General features: G+C 55.3%; 11 protein-coding genes. 6 read left to right on the top strand and 5 right to left on the bottom strand.

Features of this window, described 5'->3' with window-relative positions:
* Positions 1–47 precede the first annotated feature (47 nt).
* Together G8764_RS05755 and G8764_RS05750 are read right to left on the bottom strand one after the other, a co-directional pair.
* A complete protein-coding gene (locus tag G8764_RS05755) occupies positions 48–1,424 on the bottom strand; it encodes a glycoside hydrolase family 28 protein (protein WP_166162736.1) in 1,377 nt (458 codons plus the stop codon).
* Positions 1,425–1,589: 165 nt separating this feature from the next.
* Positions 1,590–4,394 carry a TonB-dependent receptor gene (locus G8764_RS05750; protein ID WP_166162734.1) on the bottom strand — a complete coding sequence of 935 codons (2,805 nt, stop codon included), beginning with the start codon at positions 4,392–4,394 and terminating at the stop codon, positions 1,590–1,592.
* A 549-nt stretch (positions 4,395–4,943) separates the two neighbouring features.
* On the opposite strand from G8764_RS05750, the gene G8764_RS05745 reads away from it, so the two are divergent.
* The 6 genes from G8764_RS05745 to G8764_RS05720 all read left to right on the top strand — a co-directional run bounded on the left by G8764_RS05745 (position 4,944) and on the right by G8764_RS05720 (position 12,645).
* A complete protein-coding gene (locus G8764_RS05745; protein ID WP_166162732.1) occupies positions 4,944–5,690 on the top strand; it encodes a FadR/GntR family transcriptional regulator in 747 nt (248 codons plus the stop codon).
* A 359-nt stretch (positions 5,691–6,049) separates the two neighbouring features.
* On the top strand, positions 6,050–6,961 hold the full coding sequence (gene kdgD / locus G8764_RS05740) for a 5-dehydro-4-deoxyglucarate dehydratase (RefSeq protein ID WP_166162730.1): 912 nt from the start codon (positions 6,050–6,052) through the stop codon (positions 6,959–6,961).
* Between the two features lie 27 nt (positions 6,962–6,988).
* Positions 6,989–8,374 carry an MFS transporter gene (locus tag G8764_RS05735; RefSeq protein ID WP_166162728.1) on the top strand — a complete coding sequence of 462 codons (1,386 nt, stop codon included), beginning with the start codon at positions 6,989–6,991 and terminating at the stop codon, positions 8,372–8,374.
* Complete coding sequence (gene garD, locus G8764_RS05730; RefSeq protein WP_166162726.1) at positions 8,365–9,918, top strand: galactarate dehydratase; 1,554 nt, start codon at positions 8,365–8,367, stop codon at positions 9,916–9,918. Before G8764_RS05735 ends, garD begins: the two co-directional genes overlap by 10 nt.
* Before the next feature lie 50 nt (positions 9,919–9,968).
* A complete protein-coding gene (locus tag G8764_RS05725; RefSeq protein WP_243748552.1) occupies positions 9,969–11,213 on the top strand; it encodes a glycoside hydrolase family 88/105 protein in 1,245 nt (414 codons plus the stop codon).
* A gap of 529 nt (positions 11,214–11,742) precedes the next feature.
* A complete protein-coding gene (locus G8764_RS05720) occupies positions 11,743–12,645 on the top strand; it encodes a pectinesterase family protein (RefSeq protein ID WP_207951676.1) in 903 nt (300 codons plus the stop codon).
* 200 nt (positions 12,646–12,845) lie between these two features.
* Here G8764_RS05720 and G8764_RS05715 read toward each other — a convergent pair whose 3' ends face one another.
* The 3 genes from G8764_RS05715 to G8764_RS05705 form a co-directional block, all read right to left on the bottom strand.
* Positions 12,846–15,545 carry a TonB-dependent receptor gene (locus G8764_RS05715; protein ID WP_166162722.1) on the bottom strand — a complete coding sequence of 900 codons (2,700 nt, stop codon included), beginning with the start codon at positions 15,543–15,545 and terminating at the stop codon, positions 12,846–12,848.
* A gap of 265 nt (positions 15,546–15,810) precedes the next feature.
* The gene (locus tag G8764_RS05710; protein ID WP_166162720.1) at positions 15,811–16,860 is read right to left on the bottom strand and encodes a DUF4382 domain-containing protein; all 1,050 of its coding nucleotides are present in this window, start codon (positions 16,858–16,860) and stop codon (positions 15,811–15,813) included.
* Between the two features lie 222 nt (positions 16,861–17,082).
* Positions 17,083–18,330, bottom strand: a complete 1,248-nt coding sequence (locus G8764_RS05705) for an ROK family transcriptional regulator (RefSeq protein ID WP_207951675.1) — start codon at positions 18,328–18,330, stop codon at positions 17,083–17,085.
* Positions 18,331–18,379 lie beyond the last annotated feature (49 nt).

Here is an 18,379-nt window from a genome sequence, read left to right as displayed (position 1 = left end):
GTAACTGTGCGGTGAAAATGCACCCTGGCGGTTGCGCCGCCGGGGGCTTAGCGCCAGTCCAGTCGGCCGTCGATGCGCTCGCCGTTGATTTTCAAATTCTCAAACACCAGGTTTTCGGCATTTTCCAATACGAATGTGGTGTCCGCATGTTTGATATCGATATTCCTGAAGGTCACATTTTGTAATGGAAAGCCTTCCGGTGCGTGAACCTCCAGCGCGGTACTGGCTTTTTCAACGCCAATGTTTTCAAACAGAATATCGCGATAGAGCGGTGGAAAATTGCCCCCGAGTTCTCCGGGGTAATTCAATTGAAACCAGAACAAATGCTGAAACGACTCCACCTGCATATTGCACACTCGGATTTGCTCCACAACGCCGCCGCGATCGAGATTGGATTTGAATCGAATGGCGGCGCTGCCTGTCCTGAGTATGTTGTCGGTAAAGTAGACGTGGCGTATGTCGCCGGACATCTCACTGCCCAGTGCCACACCATCCTCGCCGCCCATGTCATTGTGCCGGATAACCACGTACTCACTGGGGCGGGCCCTTTTGCGGCCATCCAAATCACGCCCGGACTTCACCACCACAGCGTCGTCACCGGTACGGAAATGATTGTGCTCTACCAGGACATAGCGACTGGAGTCTACATCGACACCGTCATTGTTGGCATGATGGCTGTCTACCCGCACGCCGCGGATAATGGCGTGCTCGGTAAAGACCAGGTGGTTAACCCAAAACGGTGAGTTTCTGGCGGTATAGTCTGTGAGCAAAACGCGTTCAGCGGAAAAAAACTGGATCAAACTGGGGCGCAGCAAATGACCTTCACCAAATTGTCGCTGCGCGACCGGCACATCGCTAAAACCCATTTTGCGCAGCGCCAATTGATCGGGCTTCTCCCGCGGGTGCCAGCCGAAAAACTCGCTGTCCTGATTGCCATCAATGATGCCCTTGCCCGTGATGGCGACATCGTGCACATCCCTGGCGTAGATCAAGGGCGAGTGGCTATAGACTTCGGTGCCCTCCCAGCGATTGAGCACGGCGGGTAAATAATCCGCCGGGTTGGGGCTGAATAACAGGCGGGCACCGTCGGCAATATGCAGTTCTATATTGCTTTGCAGCACAATAGGGCCGTTGCTCAGCCACAATCCCGGTGGCAATATGACTTTGCCCCCGCCTTGGGTGGCGGCATGCTTTATGGTGTTGAGTATGGCTGGGCGGGCGTCCTCGCTGCCGCCGCTGAGTGCTCCAAAGTCGACAATGTTGAATTGTTGGTCGGGTATACGGGGGGGCTCGATCGCCGCAACAATGTCCTCCGCCCCAGCCGCACAACTGCCGGAGGTCAAGCCTGGGTCGGCGCCAAAAGCAGCAGCGCTCAGGCCGACATTGATAAGCACACAAAGAAAGGTCTTTATGCCGGTTTTCATTTAATGTAATCCTCGAAGAGTTCTATTTGAATAGAGTGCTAACGCTAAGGTATGTCGCAAATGGTTTTTGAAGGACCGCTGATATAGCAGTGCAGATCGACGCAGCAATGTTCGAAATGGAAAAAAAAGGGGCGATAAATTCGCCCCTAAAACCTGCCGCAAGGACTAGAAATTTGCTCGAATACCAAACAGGACTTCGGTACCTGTAGCATTAATTTCCCGCACCAGGTCCTGGTTTCCGAGTGGGCCGGTGGTGTAGAGGCGTTCCTCTTCATTGGTCAGGTTAATGACTTCCAGCGTGGCCTTAACGTCTTCGCTGATGTTGTAGAAAAATGACATATCGATACGCGTTGGACCAGTAGTTGCGTGGGAAGCGTTACCGTTGTCACCTGTTTGATCAGTCACGTAGTCATCGCGATCGTTGAGCACGATGCGCGCACCAAAGGTGTCGTTTTCATAGTAGACGCCGGCATTGTAGCTATTCTCCGACAGCCCCTCCAGGGAGCCTATGACACCGTTGCCGAATACGGCTTCGGATTCCACGTGGGTAAAGTTTGCAAATACCCCAACTCCGGGTAGCAGAAAGTCCAGCGCGTGCTGGTAGCCTATCTCGTAGCCGTCGAGGTCTGCACCTTCACCATTGATGCTGGTGGTGATGTTCCAGTCGGAGCTACCGGGGGAGAGCAAGCTGGGATCGTACAGCGGGCTGTTGGGGTTGTACTGGGGCAGTCCGGCGACGATTGCCTGAATGTTGCCTGGCAATGGCTGGTTTTCAATGGTCTGGCCGGTGATAAAACTTTCAATCTGTTTGCGGAAGAAGGTCACGCTTAACAGGGATTCTTCGGCGAAATACCACTCCACCCCGACATCTATGGAATCGGCGCGAATGGGTTCCAGATCCGGGTTGCCGACGCTGACGTTACCATTGATGGGGGTGACATCCACTGAGCCAGCCAGTGAACCGAGACCGGGCCGGGTCAGGTTGCGGCCCATACTCATGCGCAGAATGACATCCTCATAGAATTCCCACACCAGGTTGGTAGAGGGTAAGTACTCGGTGTAGTCCTGTTGGAAGTTGGTGGCTATAAAACCACCCATGCCGTCGCTGGTGACGCCGTTGGAGGATACTTCGGTATTGACAACGCGAACCCCGGCGTTGAAGGTAAAGGGCCTACCCAAGAGAGTGGTTTCGACTTCCGCCTCGACGTAACCGCCCAGTGTTTCTTCCTCGATATCAAAGGTGTTGGAGTCGGCAGGATCAATAACAAAGGTGCCGGCATTATAGGCGTTGATGGAGGCGTTGAAATCGGACACCAGCCAGTCTACCGGGAAACCACCGGGGGCATCGATAATATCGCCGTAGTTGTCGACCACCTGGCTGAGGCGGCGGGTATTGCTGGCGCTGACCGCGGGCAGGTTACTCGAACTGGTAATGCCGACCGGATTGCCCTGTTTGGAATCGATGGTGCGGCTGTTCCAGATTATCCCGGTGCGCACCACGGAATTGTCACCGCGGGCTTCGAGGTCCAGTTTAAAGGTGTCATTTTCCCGCTCAACTTCATCCAGCCTGAAAGTGGGGCCGGACCACACGTATTCGGACGGGTCGAGAATATCGAAACCGTAGGACATCTCGGCGATATCGCCGTCGTCGGCAAAGGAGTAATTGAACTGCTGGCCCTGGCTGGCGGTGATATTAAATCGATATTGCTCTTCCTTGTGCTCCGAAGTGGCCCGACCGTACATGCCTTTTAAGGTGATGTTTTCGGTCAGGTCGATTTCGCCACTGAATACGGTCTGCAGGAAATCGGTCTCGCTGAACTGGCCGCGACTCTCGGAGCGAGGCTGGACGCCGGTGAAAGTACCGCCGGTGATGAGGCGACCGCTGGGGTCTATGGTGACTTCTACCGGGGTGATATTTTGCTGCAGGTTTCGGTACTGGGCAAAGTAGTTGTAGGATTCAACGTCGGCTTTCAGCTGTGAGCCCACTACGTCGAAGCCGAACAGCATGTTGTCCTGCGGGCGGAACTGTAGCGACAAGGTATAGCCGGTGCGATCCTGTTCGCGATTGAACGAGTCCATCCGCGGCAAACGCGGATGCCACATATAATCCAGTTGCTGGTTGGGGTCTATGGTGGCATTGGGGTAGTTGGCGGCGGGATTGGGGGTGCCATTGATGATCACATCCGCGTCGGTACCTGCCCAGGAGCGGCCGCCGTTGTCAAACGGTGAGGTCCAGCGTACGGTGCCGAAGCCTTCCTGGTGCACGGTGCGCTCGGAGTGGGTTATGGAGGCCAGGATACCGAATTTTTCGTCGTTGAATGTCTGGCTGTACAGGGCGGTGACCCTCGGGTCCAGCTCCTCTGAGTCCATATTGTAGGAACCCTGGGCGCTGAGGCTGATGGACCTGCCCGGCACATCAAAAGGTTTGCGGGAATAGAGCTCTACGGTGGATGCCAGGCCGCCTTCTTCAATGTGGGCGACACCGCTTTTGTTGATGGTGATGCGGTTAAACAGCTCGGCGCCAAACACATTGAAGTCGAAATCCCGGCCGCGATTGACGCCACCGGATGAGTCCAGCCCGCCGGTGCTGGCTGGTACTTCCATGCCGTTGAGGGTGGTTCTGGTAAAACCGGGGCCTAGGCCACGCACTGTGATGTTGCGCCCTTCACCGCCCTCACGGGTGATCGCTACACCGGGTACCCGCTGCAGGGATTCCGCCAGGTTCAGGTCGGGCATTTTGCCGATATCTTCCGCAACAATGCTGTCGGACTGGTGCACCATATTGCGCTTCAGCTCCCGCGCCCGCTCCAGTGACTTGCGATAGCTGGTGACCGTCACCTCTTCGAGAACACCTTTTTTGGCTTGTGGTGAATCCTCGGCGGCAATTGCAATGGCAGAGCCCGCCAGCGCCAGGTTGGCGGCCAGGATGCTCTTGGCCAGTAGATTCTTGCTCGGTATTTTTATCATCATTTCAGTCTCCCGGAAGCGACCAGCCACAGTCGGTTGGGCCCCTTCGTTATATTGTTGTCAAAGTACTGATGTTCACTAATTGCTCTGGTGCCTGTCTGCAAGCGTCGCCCTGTGCCGCTGTGAGTGCCCGGCATATTGGCGCGCTGAACCAGTGTGACCACTGCTGCAGCGCATCGCTGGCCCCCGCTAACGTACCGTCTCAGCTTGTCAGACATAAGACATCGTATAACTAGTGTGTTCAAATGGCAAGATTTCATTGTCTCTCTAGCTGCGGGCGCTTGGCCCGAGGCTTCGATTCTGTGCCCCGCCGCTACCGGCAGCAGGCTAGTTGTTGCTCCAGGTGCTGTTGGACTGTGTTTGCCACCGGTGGCATAGATATTACACATTCTCGCAGCCCCTGGCAATCGAGTTTTGTATCTGTGCAACCTGCTGGTGGTCGGGGAGGGGCCATGCCTAGGTGTTGTCGTACAACTGTGCTATTGTGCTATGCTGTCGGCGAATAGCCCACAGGCTAACGGATAACCCTCTACCTAATGGATAACTTAAGCGATGAACCCTGATGCTCACCCGCGCAAACGCTCTCGCAGCTTGGTGGATGGCTTGCTCGAGGTGTTTGAAAAACAAATTCAGCACGGGCAGCTAGAGCCTGGTGACAAGTTGCCGACCGAGGCCGTTATTATGGCGGAGCAGGGCGTTAGCCGGACGGTGGTGCGCGAGGCCATCTCCCGTTTACAAGCCGCTGGCCTGGTGAAAACCCGGCACGGTATCGGCACATTTGTGCTGCCTCCGCAGCAGCAACAGAATCGTGCCCAGCTGGATCCCGCAACGATTACTACCCTGCGTGACGTGCTGGATATATTGGAGTTGCGCACCAGTCTGGAAGTAGAGGCTGCCGGACTCGCAGCCCAGCGCCGCACACCCTCGCAGTTGGAGGCAATAACAGCTGCTTTGGAGCGGATGCGCAACAACAGCGGTGACGAAAGCGGCGCTGTCGATGCGGATTTTCAATTTCATCTGCGCATTGCCGAGGCAACCAATAATCGCTATTTCGGCGAGAACATGAATTATCTCGGCGCGGTAATGATTCCGCGCACACGGGTTAACTTTGCCAAGTTATCGGGTGGCAGCCAATCTGAATACCTCAGCAGTATAAACCGCGAGCACGACGACATCTGCGCGGCGATTGCCCGCCAGGACTCTGACGCGGCCCGTGCGGCTATGCGCATGCACCTGACCAACAGTCGCGAGCGCTTGCGTAAGTTGCACCAGCAATCAGGCGGCGCTAAAGCGGACTGAGTAACACGCTGTAGCGGGCGCCGCCTACCCGCCCAGAACACCCAAAAAATTCACTTCGTGCATAGCCGGAGCGGTAGTGCGGCGTGTGTTTTGGGCGCTTCCATGTACCGCAGCAATGTCGCGATCAGCCGGGTTCCCTGGAATTAACTTGGCCAAAGAGGGCGGATTTTATGGGTCGGGCGGATTTGGTGGCCCGTTCGAAGCGCAGCGGCCTCTGCGCGGTTGCCTGGAGTGTTGTGTTTGATTTTATAGTGTTGTACGATGACTGACATCTTATCCAGAGCGATAACTTGCGTTTCTATAGCGCCAACACAATCCCGACCACACAATCCTGACCACACAATAAAGGTGCATGCCCGATGGATCCCCAGGCTCTAAAAATTACTCTCTCTTCCGGATTGCTGTCTTTCCCGGTAACCGATTTCGACCATGAATTGAATTTTTGCCCCAGCGGCTACGCCGAGCGGCTGGAATGGTTGGCGCCGTATGGTGCCAGCGCGCTATTTGCCGCGGGTGGCACCGGTGAATTTTTTTCCCTGGAACCCAGCGAGTTCTCCCAAATTATCCGTACCGCCGTGGATACCTGCAAAAACCAGGTGCCTATACTGGCCGGTGCTGGTGGTCCGACGCGTGCGGCTATGGCTTATGCCTGTGAAGCCGAGCGCCTCGGCGCAGCTGGCGTGCTGCTGTTGCCTCACTACCTGACCGAAGCCAGCCAGGAGGGGCTCATTGCCCATGTAGAAGCCGTCTGTGGGGCCACCAACCTTGGGGTCGTGGTGTACAATCGCAACGTCTGCCGGTTGAGCGCCCAGAGTCTTGAAATCCTCGCTGATCGCTGCCCCAACCTGATCGGGTTCAAGGACGGTATCGGAGAGATTGAAACCATGGTCGGTATCCGTCGCCGTTTGGGTGAGCGCCTCACCTATCTCGGTGGGTTGCCCACAGCAGAAGTCTATGCCGCGGCCTATAAAGCTCTGGGGGTGCCGGTGTATTCGTCGGCGGTGTTCAATTTTATCCCTAAAACCGCCATGGCTTTCTACCGGGCCGTGGCCGCGGATGATCAGCACACCGTAAACCAATTGCTGGACGATTTTTTCCTGCCGCTGCTAGAGATTCGCAACCGGTCCGCGGGTTACGCCGTCAGTATCGTCAAGGCGGGGGTAAAATTGGTCGGGCGTGACGCCGGTCCCGTGCGCCCGCCGCTGACCGACCTCAAAGGCGAAGAGATGGAGCAGTTGCAAGCCTTGATTGCTTCACTGGGTGCACAATAATAATCAATGACCGGGGTAGACGTTGCTATGCCAGCTACCAGACAGACTCATGTTCGCTATCTAATCCTGTTGATGTTGTTTTTGGTGACCACCATCAACTATGCCGACCGAGCCACCATATCCATCGTTGGCGCAGAGTTGCAAAATGACCTGGGCATTGATGCCATCAGCCTGGGGTATATCTTTTCCGCGTTTGGCTGGGCCTATGTGCTGGGGCAGATACCCGGAGGCTGGTTGCTGGATCGCTTTGGGTCGAAGCGAGTTTACGCGGCCAGTATTTTTACCTGGTCCGTATTCACCCTGCTGCAAAGTTTTGTCGGCCACATCAGCACCGGTATTGGTATGGCGGTGATGACGCTGTTTCTTCTGAGAATGATGGTGGGCCTGGCGGAAGCGCCTTCATTTCCCGGTAATGCGCGTATTGTCGCGGCCTGGTTCCCCACTGCCGAGCGCGGCACCGCTTCCGCTATTTTCAATTCAGCGCAGTACTTTGCCACGGTGCTGTTCGCACCCCTTATGGGCTGGATAACCTACAGTTTTGGCTGGGAATATGTGTTTGTGGTCATGGGCACTATCGGCATCGTCTTTTCCCTGATCTGGTTGCAAGTGATCTACAACCCAAGTGACCACCCGCGTATCAACCGGGCTGAGCTGGAGCATATCAAATCGAATGGCGGTCTGGTGGATATGGATCAGGCGCGCAGTCAGGGTGGCGGGGGAGCGCCAGGCGGCGGTCCCAAGTGGGCGTACATCAAGCAACTGTTGACCAATCGAATGCTGTTGGGGGTATACCTCGGCCAATACTGTATCAATGCCATTACCTATTTTTTCCTGACCTGGTTTCCGGTATACCTGGTGCAGGAGCGCGGCATGTCAATTCTAAAGGCCGGACTTATCGCGTCCTTGCCCGCCATCTGTGGTTTTATCGGTGGCATCCTCGGTGGCGTTCTCTCCGATGCATTACTGCGCCGGGGCAATTCCCTCAGCATGGCCCGTAAAACCCCCATCGTGATCGGCCTCTGCCTGTCGACCAGCATGATTATCTGCAATTACGTCGATACCGAGTGGTTAGTGGTGGCTATTATGGCGCTGGCTTTCTTTGGCAAGGGTCTGGGGGCGCTGGGTTGGGCGGTGGTGGCAGATACATCCCCGAAACAGATCTCCGGCCTCTCCGGTGGTTTGTTCAATACCTTTGGCAATATCGCCTCAATCACCACGCCCATTGTTATCGGCTATATTATTGCCGCTACCGGTTCCTTTAAGTGGGCCCTGGTGTATGTGGCCCTCAATGCCGTGGTCGCGGTATTCAGCTATTTGGTTATTGTCGGCCCCATTCAACGGGTTGAACTTAGAGACGTCCGTGAATTGGGCGATCAGCCCAAGGGCCAACAGGAGCTTAAATCGTGCAATTGATTCAGCACCGCGATTCACCGCGCTATATTCGAATCCACCCGGATGACAACGTGGCGGTGGTGGTTAACGACCAGGGGGTTAAAAAGGGGAGCCGTTTTATCGATGGGCTGCAGGCCACCGAATTTATTCCCCAGTGTCACAAGATTGCCTTGCAGGATATAGCCGCAGGCGCCCCGATCAAGCGTTACGGCCATGTCATCGGCAGCGCCCGGCAAGCGCTGCCCAGAGGCAGTTGGGTGCAGGAGTCTCACTTGCAGATGCCCTCAGCACCACCACTGGATCAATTGCCGCTGGCCAATGCCGTCCCGGCTCAGCAACCACCTTTGGCGGGCTATACCTTCGAGGGATATCGCAACGCTGACGGGACTGTGGGAACACGCAATATTCTCGGCATCACCACTACGGTCCAGTGTGTTACCGGGGTGCTCAACCACGCAGTCAAGCGTATTCGCCAGCAGCTGTTACCCAAATACCCCAATGTGGATGACGTTATTGCCTTGACCCACAGTTACGGCTGCGGGGTGGCGATCAATGCCCGGGATGCGTTTATCCCGATTCGCACGGTACGCAATCTGGCCCGCAACCCCAACCTGGGGGGAGAGGCGCTGGTCATCGGGCTCGGTTGTGAAAAGTTGCAGGCCGAACAAGTCATGCACGAGGGGGACCCGTCGGTGGATTTGCGCGAGCCCTGGCTCTACCGGCTGCAGGACTCCGGCAGTGGATTTAATGAAATGATCGAGCAGATTATGGCCCTGGCTGAGGCCAGGCTTGAAAAGCTCAATCGCCGCCGCCGTGAAACTTGCCCGGCCGCGGAGTTGGTACTGGGCATGCAGTGCGGGGGCAGTGACGCCTTTTCTGGTATCACCGCCAATCCCGCCTTGGGTTATGCGTCAGATCTGCTGGTTCGGGCCGGCGCCACGGTCATGTTTTCCGAGGTCACCGAGGTGCGAGACGCGGTGTATATGCTGACGTCGCGGGCCAAGTCTGTTGAAGTGGCCCAACAGTTGATTGGAGAAATGCAGTGGTACGACGAATACCTGCAGCGCGGTGCGGCGGACCGCAGCGCCAATACCACGCCCGGCAACAAGCAGGGAGGGTTGTCCAATATCGTGGAGAAATCCCTGGGTTCGATCATAAAATCCGGCAGCAGTGCTATCAGTGGCGTGCTCGGTCCCGGTGAGCGGTTTACGCAAAAAGGCTTGCTCTACTGTGCCACGCCGGCCAGTGATTTCGTCTGCGGCACCCTGCAATTGGCCGCGGGCATGAACTTGCACGTATTTACCACCGGCCGCGGCACCCCCTACGGGCTGGCCATGGCCCCGGTAGTCAAAGTGTCCACCCGCACGGAGCTGGCACAACGTTGGCCGGACCTGATCGATGTGGACGCCGGGCGAATTGCCAGCGGCGCAATCAGTCTGGAGGCATTGGGTTGGGAGTTGTTTCATTATTACCTCGATGTCGCCAGCGGCAGGCAGAAAACCTGGGCGGAGCAACATCAGCTCCACAATGATCTTACTTTATTCAATCCGGCGCCAATAACCTGAGAGCCCCGGCTCAATCAGGGGATTGAACATTTACAGCAGGAGTCTTCGCATTGAACAGGTTACACCCTATAAATATTCATACATTGGCCGTGCAGCTGTTAACTCTGTTTGCGCTTGCTTTGGCGCTACCCGTTAACGCCGCGGCGCCCAGTGAGTCGGAGGAGCGGCGGGTTGAGTTGAGTTGGCCGGAGAGAATTGCAATTTCGACGATGCAGCGCAGCCCCGAAGCCTGGGCGATGCGGGAGCATAAAAACCTCAGTCAGCCGGAGTGGGGTTATACCTATGGCCTTATCCTGATGGCTTTCGAGCGATTGTACCAGCGCACGGGCAAGCCGGAGTACCTGGATTATGCCAAAACTTATGTGGACCAGCTGATCGATGTGGACGGCCAGATCAAGGATTACATCCTGTGGGAATACAATATCGATTCCATCAACGCGGGTAAGTTACTATTTTTTCTTTACCAAAAGTTTGATGACGAGCGTTACCTGAAAGCCATGCGTACACTGCGGGAGCAGTTGCGCTGGCATCCGCGCACCCACGCCGGTGGTTTCTGGCACAAGCGCATCTATCCTTGGCAAATATGGCTGGATGGACTTTATATGGGCGCCACTTATTGGGCCCAGTACGCGGCGAGGTTTGATGAACCCTTGGCGAGTTTCGATGACATTGCCAACCAGTTTAAGCTGATTGAAAGAAAAACCCGCGATGCAAAAACCGGGTTGTTGTATCACGCCTGGGATGAAAGCAAAAAGCAGCATTGGGCCGACCCGAAAACCGGGCTCTCCCCTCACTTTTGGTCGCGCGCTATGGGTTGGTACGCCATGGCCCTGGTGGATACGCTGGAGTATATGCCGCGGGCGCACCCCGACCGGGATGAGCTGATCGCGATCTTTAACCGTCTGGTTACAGCGCTGCAACCCTACCAGGACTCGACCGGCCTTTGGTACCAGGTGGTGGATCAGGGGCAGCGAGAGGGGAATTACCTTGAGGCGTCGGGGTCGGCTATGTTTGCCTACAGTATTGCCCGTGGTGTCAAACGCGGTTACCTCGGTCAGGACTTTCTCCCCATGGCAGAGCGAGCGTACCAGGGGTTGGTTGATAATCTGGTCAAAGTCGATGCCGATGACGGTGAGGTGCATTTGACCAATATTTGCGGTAGCGCGGGGCTCGGTGGTGATCCGTATCGACCCGGGACTTATGAGTATTATATCAGCGAGCCGCGCCGGGATAATGATCCACACGGTGTGGGGCCGTTTATTCTCGCTGGCCTGGAGCTTGAGGAGTTGGAGTGATGCTTGGCGTTTGAGAGACATTTGGGGTTGAGTATCTTGACCGGGCATCAGCGCAAGATTTTGGAAAAGAGAAAATAGGGATAATAAGAATACTAAAGCCCTTGAAAAAAATTGGCTTCGAACATCTGAACTTATAGTAGCATGACAGGGTGTGTCAATCCGCAACAGGCCCCTCCCAGCGCTGAGCGGCGGTATACACAAACGCTGTTTTTTACGCTATTTGACTGGCTGTGCACGAGAATACACCTAAGGTTTATTTACGTGAGAGCGCCATCGATTACAACAGTGTAGTACTCACCAAATTAAAGCTATAAACTGGCCTCTCCCGCTATAAACCAGAATGATTTTTCCACAATAAATTCTCACACTATAAATAGGCCAAGTCTGAAAGGCTTGGCCATTTTCCGGTTTGGAGTCGTATTCGCTTATGAAATCAATTTCCCCAAAACTATTTCCTTTCAAGTCCTTTCGCTATCTGTTTTCCAGGTTGTCGTTGTTGACACTGCTATGCCTATTGCCTGGTGCGGTAATGGCGCAGGATTACATCACGGAAATGACCGTTGCCCTCGATGGATCCGGCGACTTTACCAGCATTCAGGCGGCGATCAATGCCAGCAAGTGTTATCCCTACGAGCGCATCACTATTCGAGTGAAAGATGGTGTGTACAAAGAGAAAGTGGATGTTTATTCCTGGAATACACAGCTATCGCTGATTGGCGAAAGCCGCGAAGGTACGATTATTACTTTTGACGATCATTTTGACCGGATCGACAAAGGGCGCAACAGTACTTTTCACACTTATACCATGCGTGTGGGCGGCAATGATTTCCATGCCGAGAACCTCACCATCATCAATTCTGCCGGGCCGGTTGGCCAGGCGGTGGCATTGCATATCGAGGCGGACCGGGTCTCCATTGTCAACAGCAATATCAAGGGCCACCAGGATACCCTGTATGTGGCGGGGGAGGGGTTTCGCTCTTATTTCAAGGACAGTTACATTGAGGGTTCGATTGATTTTATCTTTGGCCAGGGCACGGCGTTGTTCGAGGATTGTGAAATCAAGTCGTTGTCAGACTCTTATATAACTGCCGCCTCGACGCCGGCGGACACCAGATTCGGGCTGGTTTTCAACCGCTGCAAGTTTACCGCGGCTGAGGATGTGGCTGCGGTCTATCTCGGGCGGCCCTGGCGGCAGCATGCCAGTACGGTCATTATGAATAGCAGTCTTGGCGCTCATATCCTGCCCCGGGGGTGGCACAACTGGGATCGCAAGGCCAATGAGGCCACTGCGTTTTATGCCGAGTTTGGAAATCAGGGGCCGGGAGCAGGGCGCAGCCAGAGGGTGGCTTGGGCAAGGCAGTTGTCCGCAGACAGTGCGGCACAATACACGCTGGAAAATATCTTTCGCGGTTGGCAGCCTGATCAATTATGAATGTTGGCCATAAATGAAGACGAAACAGGGGGCTTTTGCAAGGTAGGCAGACGGAAAAAAAGGAGGCAAGCGGGCCTCCTGTCAAGCACCGAGAAAGTAGTCAGAATTTGTCGTGGTGTCCTCGCGCAGGCTATGCCCATTCGGCCGCTGTTATTACAAAAGGCCGATGGGTATAGCGTGGTAGTACTCGCTCGAGGAGATTAGTAAGTGTAGCGTGCGCCGATAAAGTATTGCACACCGGTATGGCTGTATTCGCGGGTCAGATCCAGCGTGCCATCGCCGGTGCCGTAGATGCGTTCTTCTTCATCGGTCAGGTTGATCACTTCAAAAGAGAAGGTCAGGTTGTCGTTGAAGTTATAAAACGATGAAAAGTCGACATGGGTTGGTCCATATTTTCTTTCCTGGGCATGACCATTTCCACCGGGTTCATCCAGCAGGTAATCATCCCGGGTATTCATTGACAGCCGTGCGCCATAATGTTCCTGCTCATAGTAGAAGGTAAAATTATAGGAGTCCGGAGACAGGCCGCGAGAGTCTTCGGCAGACACATGGGTATAGTTTGCGGACACGCCGAAGTTTGACATCCAGCCTGACAGGAAGGTAAAGGGCTGCTGGTAGGTTAGTTCGTAACCTTTGACCGTGAAGCCTTCATTGCTGTTAACCGGCAGGTTGTGGGCGTAAATCGTTGTAGCCGGGTCGCCCAGTGGCGCAGAGGCGATATATTGCGGATCTGCGTAAATGGCGGGCCAGAATTCCGAGTCAATGAATTTCTCCACGATTTCGGTGGTCAGCGAGGTTCGAATGTCTTTGTGGAACCAGGCCAGTGCGAGCAACCCTTCGTCGCCGAAGTACCACTCAACACCCAGGTCGAGGTCGTTGGACTCGTAGGGGTCCAGCGCCGGGTTACCCAGGTTGCTCACAGTTTGGGTCGTGTAGCCAAATCTCGGTCCGGCGATATTCAGTGAGCTGAGGCTGGGACGGGTCATGCTGCGTCCGTAGGACAGCCGGGTCACCACGTCCTCGGTTATTTCCAGCGCCAGGTTCATCGACGGCAAATAGTTTTTGTAGCTTCTCTCCACATCGACGGCCGTGCCACCTACAAGCGCTTTTGAAGTCACGGTAGTGTCTACATAGCGCATGCCGAGATTGGTTCTGAGAACCATATTGCCGATGTCATAGCTGCCGTTGTATTCGAAATAGGCGGCCAGGGTTTCTTCCGTGACTGTCCAGCCTCGGCCTGGGTCCAGCGTGTAGCCATCGGTCAGCAAGCCATCCCGGCCAAGGGCGGCAAAGTCTGCTACCAGGAAGGGCTCCAGGTTGGGGCCATCCAGGCCGTCACCGAAATCAGAGTGGGGGAAAGGTCTGGTGTACTGTGCCGGATCAAAATCCGTGTGTGTGCCAACGCCTTCAGCGTAGGTCACTTCGCGGTCGTTGTAAGCCAACCCGGTCTTAATTGAGTAGGAATCCTCCTCAAAGGTCAGATTGAATTTGGAGGTGAGGTTTTCTTTCTTGACCTGGTTGTTGCGATTGGCGCCGTTGACGACGTTGACGAAATTACTGGGGTCGGTCATGTCATAGTCGCCGTAACTTACGGCGGCTACATCACCATTGCTGTAATCGTAGGAGTAGAAGTGGGGTACAGAGCGATAGTAGTAACGGGTTTCTTCACGGTCGGCGTCGTTTTTGGCAAAGCCGACCATACCGTCCAGCGCCACTCGATCTGATAACTGGTATTCGCCAGACAGAACGTATTGGTCAAACTTGGACTCGGAGGTCTGCATCCGGCTCTCATACCAGGAGCTAACGTCATCGAAACTTGCCGCGACCAGATACTTGCCGCTGGGATCGAGGGTAAATTCCAGCGGGGTTTGCCCAGTGAAATTGCCCGGGTCACCGTGGGTCAGTAACCACTCCATGGAATTATAGTTGACCCGGTTGTTCTTGAGTTCGGAGTGCAGCGCGTCCAGGGTGAGCAGAAATTTATCGGATGGCTGGTACTGGAACGACGCGGTAAAGCCGGTTCGCTCTTGGTCGTTGCCAAAGAAGTCCGCACGGGGCAAACGGGGTGCCCACAAACAGTCCAACGGATCCGCTGCGGGGCAGTCACCCGCCGGCGTACCGTTTACGATGGGGTTGCTGTCAGCCCAGGAGTCACCCTGGATATAGGGGGTAGTCCAGCGAACGCTGCCAAAACCTTCCTGGCGAACGGTTCGGTCGGAGGTGGCAATTGAGACCAGTGCGCCAATGGTTTCGTCGGCAAAGGTGTTGCTCAGCAGGAGGGCGACGCGAGGGTCATTTTCTTCGGTGAGGTCGTTATAGCCGTTTTGCAGGGATACGGACGCATTGAAACCTTCGAAGTCGAAGGGCTTGGCTGAATACATATCCACGGTACCGGCGATGCCACCTTCCTCGATGGACGCAGTCTGGGTTTTTTGTATGTCGACGCGGTTAAACAATTCAGACGCAAATACATGGAAGTCAAACGCGCGGCCGCTATTGAGGGTCACGCCGCCGGAATCCAACCCGTCACTGCCTGCCGGTACCTCCATGCCGTTCAATGTGGTGCGGGTAAAGCCCGGACTAAATCCCCGCAGGGTAATATTGCGCCCTTCACCGCCCTCCCGTGAAATGGCGACACCGGGTACCCGTTGTATGGATTCGGCTATGTTCAAATCGGGAAACTTGCCTATGTCCTCCGCCATAATCGATTCACGTACGTTGACGGCCGCTCGCTTTTGATCGAGTGCTTTGAGCAGAGAACCGCGGTAGCCGGTGACTTGAATTTCTTCAACCGATTTTTGCTGGCTTTCTGCGGCCAGAGCCGCGCCAATGGGAAGTGTGGCCATAATACAGGTGATGGCGCCTATGCTTTTGCACAGGATCTGTTGTTTGAATTGCATGATTGAGCCCTTCCTATAATAGTAGTTAGTAGTGACTTTTTTAGAAGACTTAATTTGTTTTTATGCGCATTGGATGGTTGTTGCCACCGGTAGCAATTTCCATATTACAGCAATTGCCACCGGTAGCAAAGCAGGGAGAGCAGGCGCTTTATACTTTTAAGTTGTAAATGCTGGTCTTGCAATAACTACGGCGGGCAGGTGGAGCTGGCTGGTGTCCACCCAAACCTGCGGTTTATGGATGGACACGAGCTATGGGCAAAGTGGGTTAGGGGTTAGCGCAAGCACCGCCCTGTAATGGCAGGTCACATTGCAAGTCTTGTTCGACGCCCAGGCTCAGTTCGATAACCTCGGTTTGCGGAGCGGGGATATTCAGGCCGTCCCACAGCACCGGGTCATCGCCTTCCGCTTCACAGGATATCGCCAGGGTGTAGTCCCCCGGCAGCAAGTAGGAGAACAGATAGCTGCCATCGGTCGCATCGATAACTGTGACGACCTCCGGGCTGACAATATCGGCCGGTACATTGGGGTCAAACTCCGGCTCAGTACCTGTGTCCTCCCGAACGAAGGTGTCGCCCAGCTTGGTCGGGTCAAGGCCGTGACCGGCGTATAAATAGGCCACATTGCCAACGGTGTTATCGACTTTTGCGATGCAAGGTTCCAGCATATGCAGGGCGTCGAGATCGACAGTGCCCGAGATGGTTGCGGCGTCTTCAAGTTTCACCACGCGCACGCCGCGCGGCTTGAGGATGTAGCGCTGTGGCCCCGGGTTGTAGGTCATGGATTGGCGCAGGCCGAATTCCACCACGAAGGTTTGGGTGCTGGTGGCCGCGACAGTGAAGCTGCCCAGCTTGAGTTCATCGCTGGGTACCTTGATGGGCTTTAACAAGCCACTGCTGGTCTCCTCCACATAGGAGAAGTTGATGTCCTCATCCACAATGCCGATCCGCAGATCCTGGTAATCGCCCACGGGCAGTTCTACCGAATCCAGTACAAGGCGGCTGTCATTGCCCTGTATTTCCAGCAGGTCGACGCTGAAGGTCTCCGCATCGGTTATCCCCAGTTCGCTGCTGGTAAAACTGTCGACGGTGATGGTCTCGCCATCGCTAGTGCGAAATTCCAGGTAATCAACCGTGATCACGACTCGGGCTGCGTCCTCCACCGGTGCATCTGAAAAACCGATGCTGACGTTGGACACACTTGGGGCTGTGTCGCCACCGGAGGAGCTTCCCCCGCCACAGGCCGCCAGCCCCAAACACAGTAACGCTGGCGCGAAAAAATTGACGTGGCGACGGCTAGCCATTGGTGGTGATTGCATAAATTGGGTACTCCAGTGAAATCTGCTTATTGAGCCGAGCAGTATATAGGGGCACGTGGCACGAGGTGCTAACCAGTTCTCAAGTTGGCTTGGCAGATCGCTGCGCACTGGAGGTTATCGACCAGGTTGGTTGATATCTGCGACGAAGTTGATTGGGCGGCAGTGCTTTAGGCTTTAAAAAATTGCGTCGCCTCCGAGTTCCGATAATTTTCCGACCTCGCATCAAATGCGGTTCTTGAACTCCAGCCTGTTGTCAGTGCTAAAGAAATTGACTAATAAAGGCAAGCTGGCGCTGCCGATGGATTGGGCGCGGCTGCCGATGGTTCCTTCGATGACCTCGAAGGGCGATAGGCCGCGCAAATCCGCCTTGTTCACTTTTTCCCGTATTCGCGCGACGATTTGTTCGCGCACGGCACCGGGCAGCGAGCCGTCAATGATCACGGCTTGTGCATCGATCAGCGCAACGCCGCAAACCGCGGCATAAGCCAGCTGTTCGCCCAGCTGTTCCAGCCATTTCTCCAGTGGCGGGCCGAGGTCCCCCCAGTGTTCGATGGAATTCCACAGGATCGAGGCATCTTTACCTGCGGCGATAAGCATCTTCTCCAGGGTGGTGATCGAAGCTCCCTTGATCAGTTGCTGGATTGCGGTTGTGCCGTCGGGTTGCCGGACCGGCACGGGCAAGGAACCCAGCGCCCCCGCGTTGGCGCGGGAGCCGAGAATTGGTGTGTGATTCATTACCACACCACCGCCAATGAACGAGCCGATAAAGATGTACAGGAAATCGTCGTAATTACCCGGGTTGCCAAAAATCAGTTCCGCGACACAGGCAGCTGTATCGTCATTGCAGACATAAACCGGGTAATCAGTGAGCGCTGACATTTCCTTTTCGAAATCAAAGTCGTTCCACTGTTCCAGAGTTGCCTCCGGGGCGCCCATCTCCTGGGCCCATTTCCACAATTCAAAGGGGGTGGCGACCCCAATCCCGCGAATACGCTCGGCGCACTCCTCATCAATGCTGCCTTTCAAAAATTCCACGCCCCGGCGCAGGAAGCTGAGCATCTCGTCGACAGTGGGGTAGTCACAAGGTGCATGCAGGGCGCCCCGGACCTTGCCGGTAAAATCTTCCAGGGTGAGATCAAAGCTGCGCCGCCCGACCTTGAGGCCGTAGGCGAAGGCGCCTTCAGGGTTTAGTGAGTAGGGCACGGACGGTTGGCCCACGCGGCCCCGTTGCGGCTTGCCTTTTAACAGCAGCTTTTCCGATTCCAGTTGATTGATGATGACCGTGATAGCCTGGGCGGAGAGACCAGTCTGGGTGGCTATTTCCGCTTTTGCCAGTGCGCCCTGTCGGCGTATCAGGGACAGTATCTGGCGCTCGTTGAAGGCGCGCAGCCCTGACTGGCTTCTGCCGGAAGAGGTTTCCTTAGGTGTAGGGCCGTTTCCCGGCGCTTCTGTTGGTCGCTTTTTGCTCAATGTCCACCTGCCTGTCTGAGGGAAATATTCGTCAATATGTATAAATCAT

Source organism: Pseudomaricurvus alcaniphilus (assembly GCF_011440395.1).
GTDB lineage: Bacteria > Pseudomonadota > Gammaproteobacteria > Pseudomonadales > Cellvibrionaceae > Pseudomaricurvus > Pseudomaricurvus alcaniphilus.
Note: the sequence above shows the minus strand (reverse complement) of the source record. Positions and strands in the feature narration are given on the sequence as shown.

Bases quoted from the DNA above. Each gene is read 5' to 3' on its own strand.
- G8764_RS05755 (WP_166162736.1), bottom strand. From the start codon at position 1,424: ATGAAAACCGGCATAAAGACCTTTCTTTGTGTGCTTATCAATGTCGGC.
- G8764_RS05750 (WP_166162734.1), bottom strand. From the start codon at position 4,394: ATGATGATAAAAATACCGAGCAAGAATCTACTGGCCAAGAGCATCCTG.
- G8764_RS05745 (WP_166162732.1), top strand. From the start codon at position 4,944: ATGAACCCTGATGCTCACCCGCGCAAACGCTCTCGCAGCTTGGTGGAT.
- kdgD (WP_166162730.1), top strand. From the start codon at position 6,050: ATGGATCCCCAGGCTCTAAAAATTACTCTCTCTTCCGGATTGCTGTCT.
- G8764_RS05735 (WP_166162728.1), top strand. From the start codon at position 6,989: ATGCCAGCTACCAGACAGACTCATGTTCGCTATCTAATCCTGTTGATG.
- G8764_RS05720 (WP_207951676.1), top strand. From the start codon at position 11,743: ATGGCGCAGGATTACATCACGGAAATGACCGTTGCCCTCGATGGATCC.
- G8764_RS05715 (WP_166162722.1), bottom strand. From the start codon at position 15,545: ATGCAATTCAAACAACAGATCCTGTGCAAAAGCATAGGCGCCATCACC.
- G8764_RS05710 (WP_166162720.1), bottom strand. From the start codon at position 16,860: ATGCAATCACCACCAATGGCTAGCCGTCGCCACGTCAATTTTTTCGCG.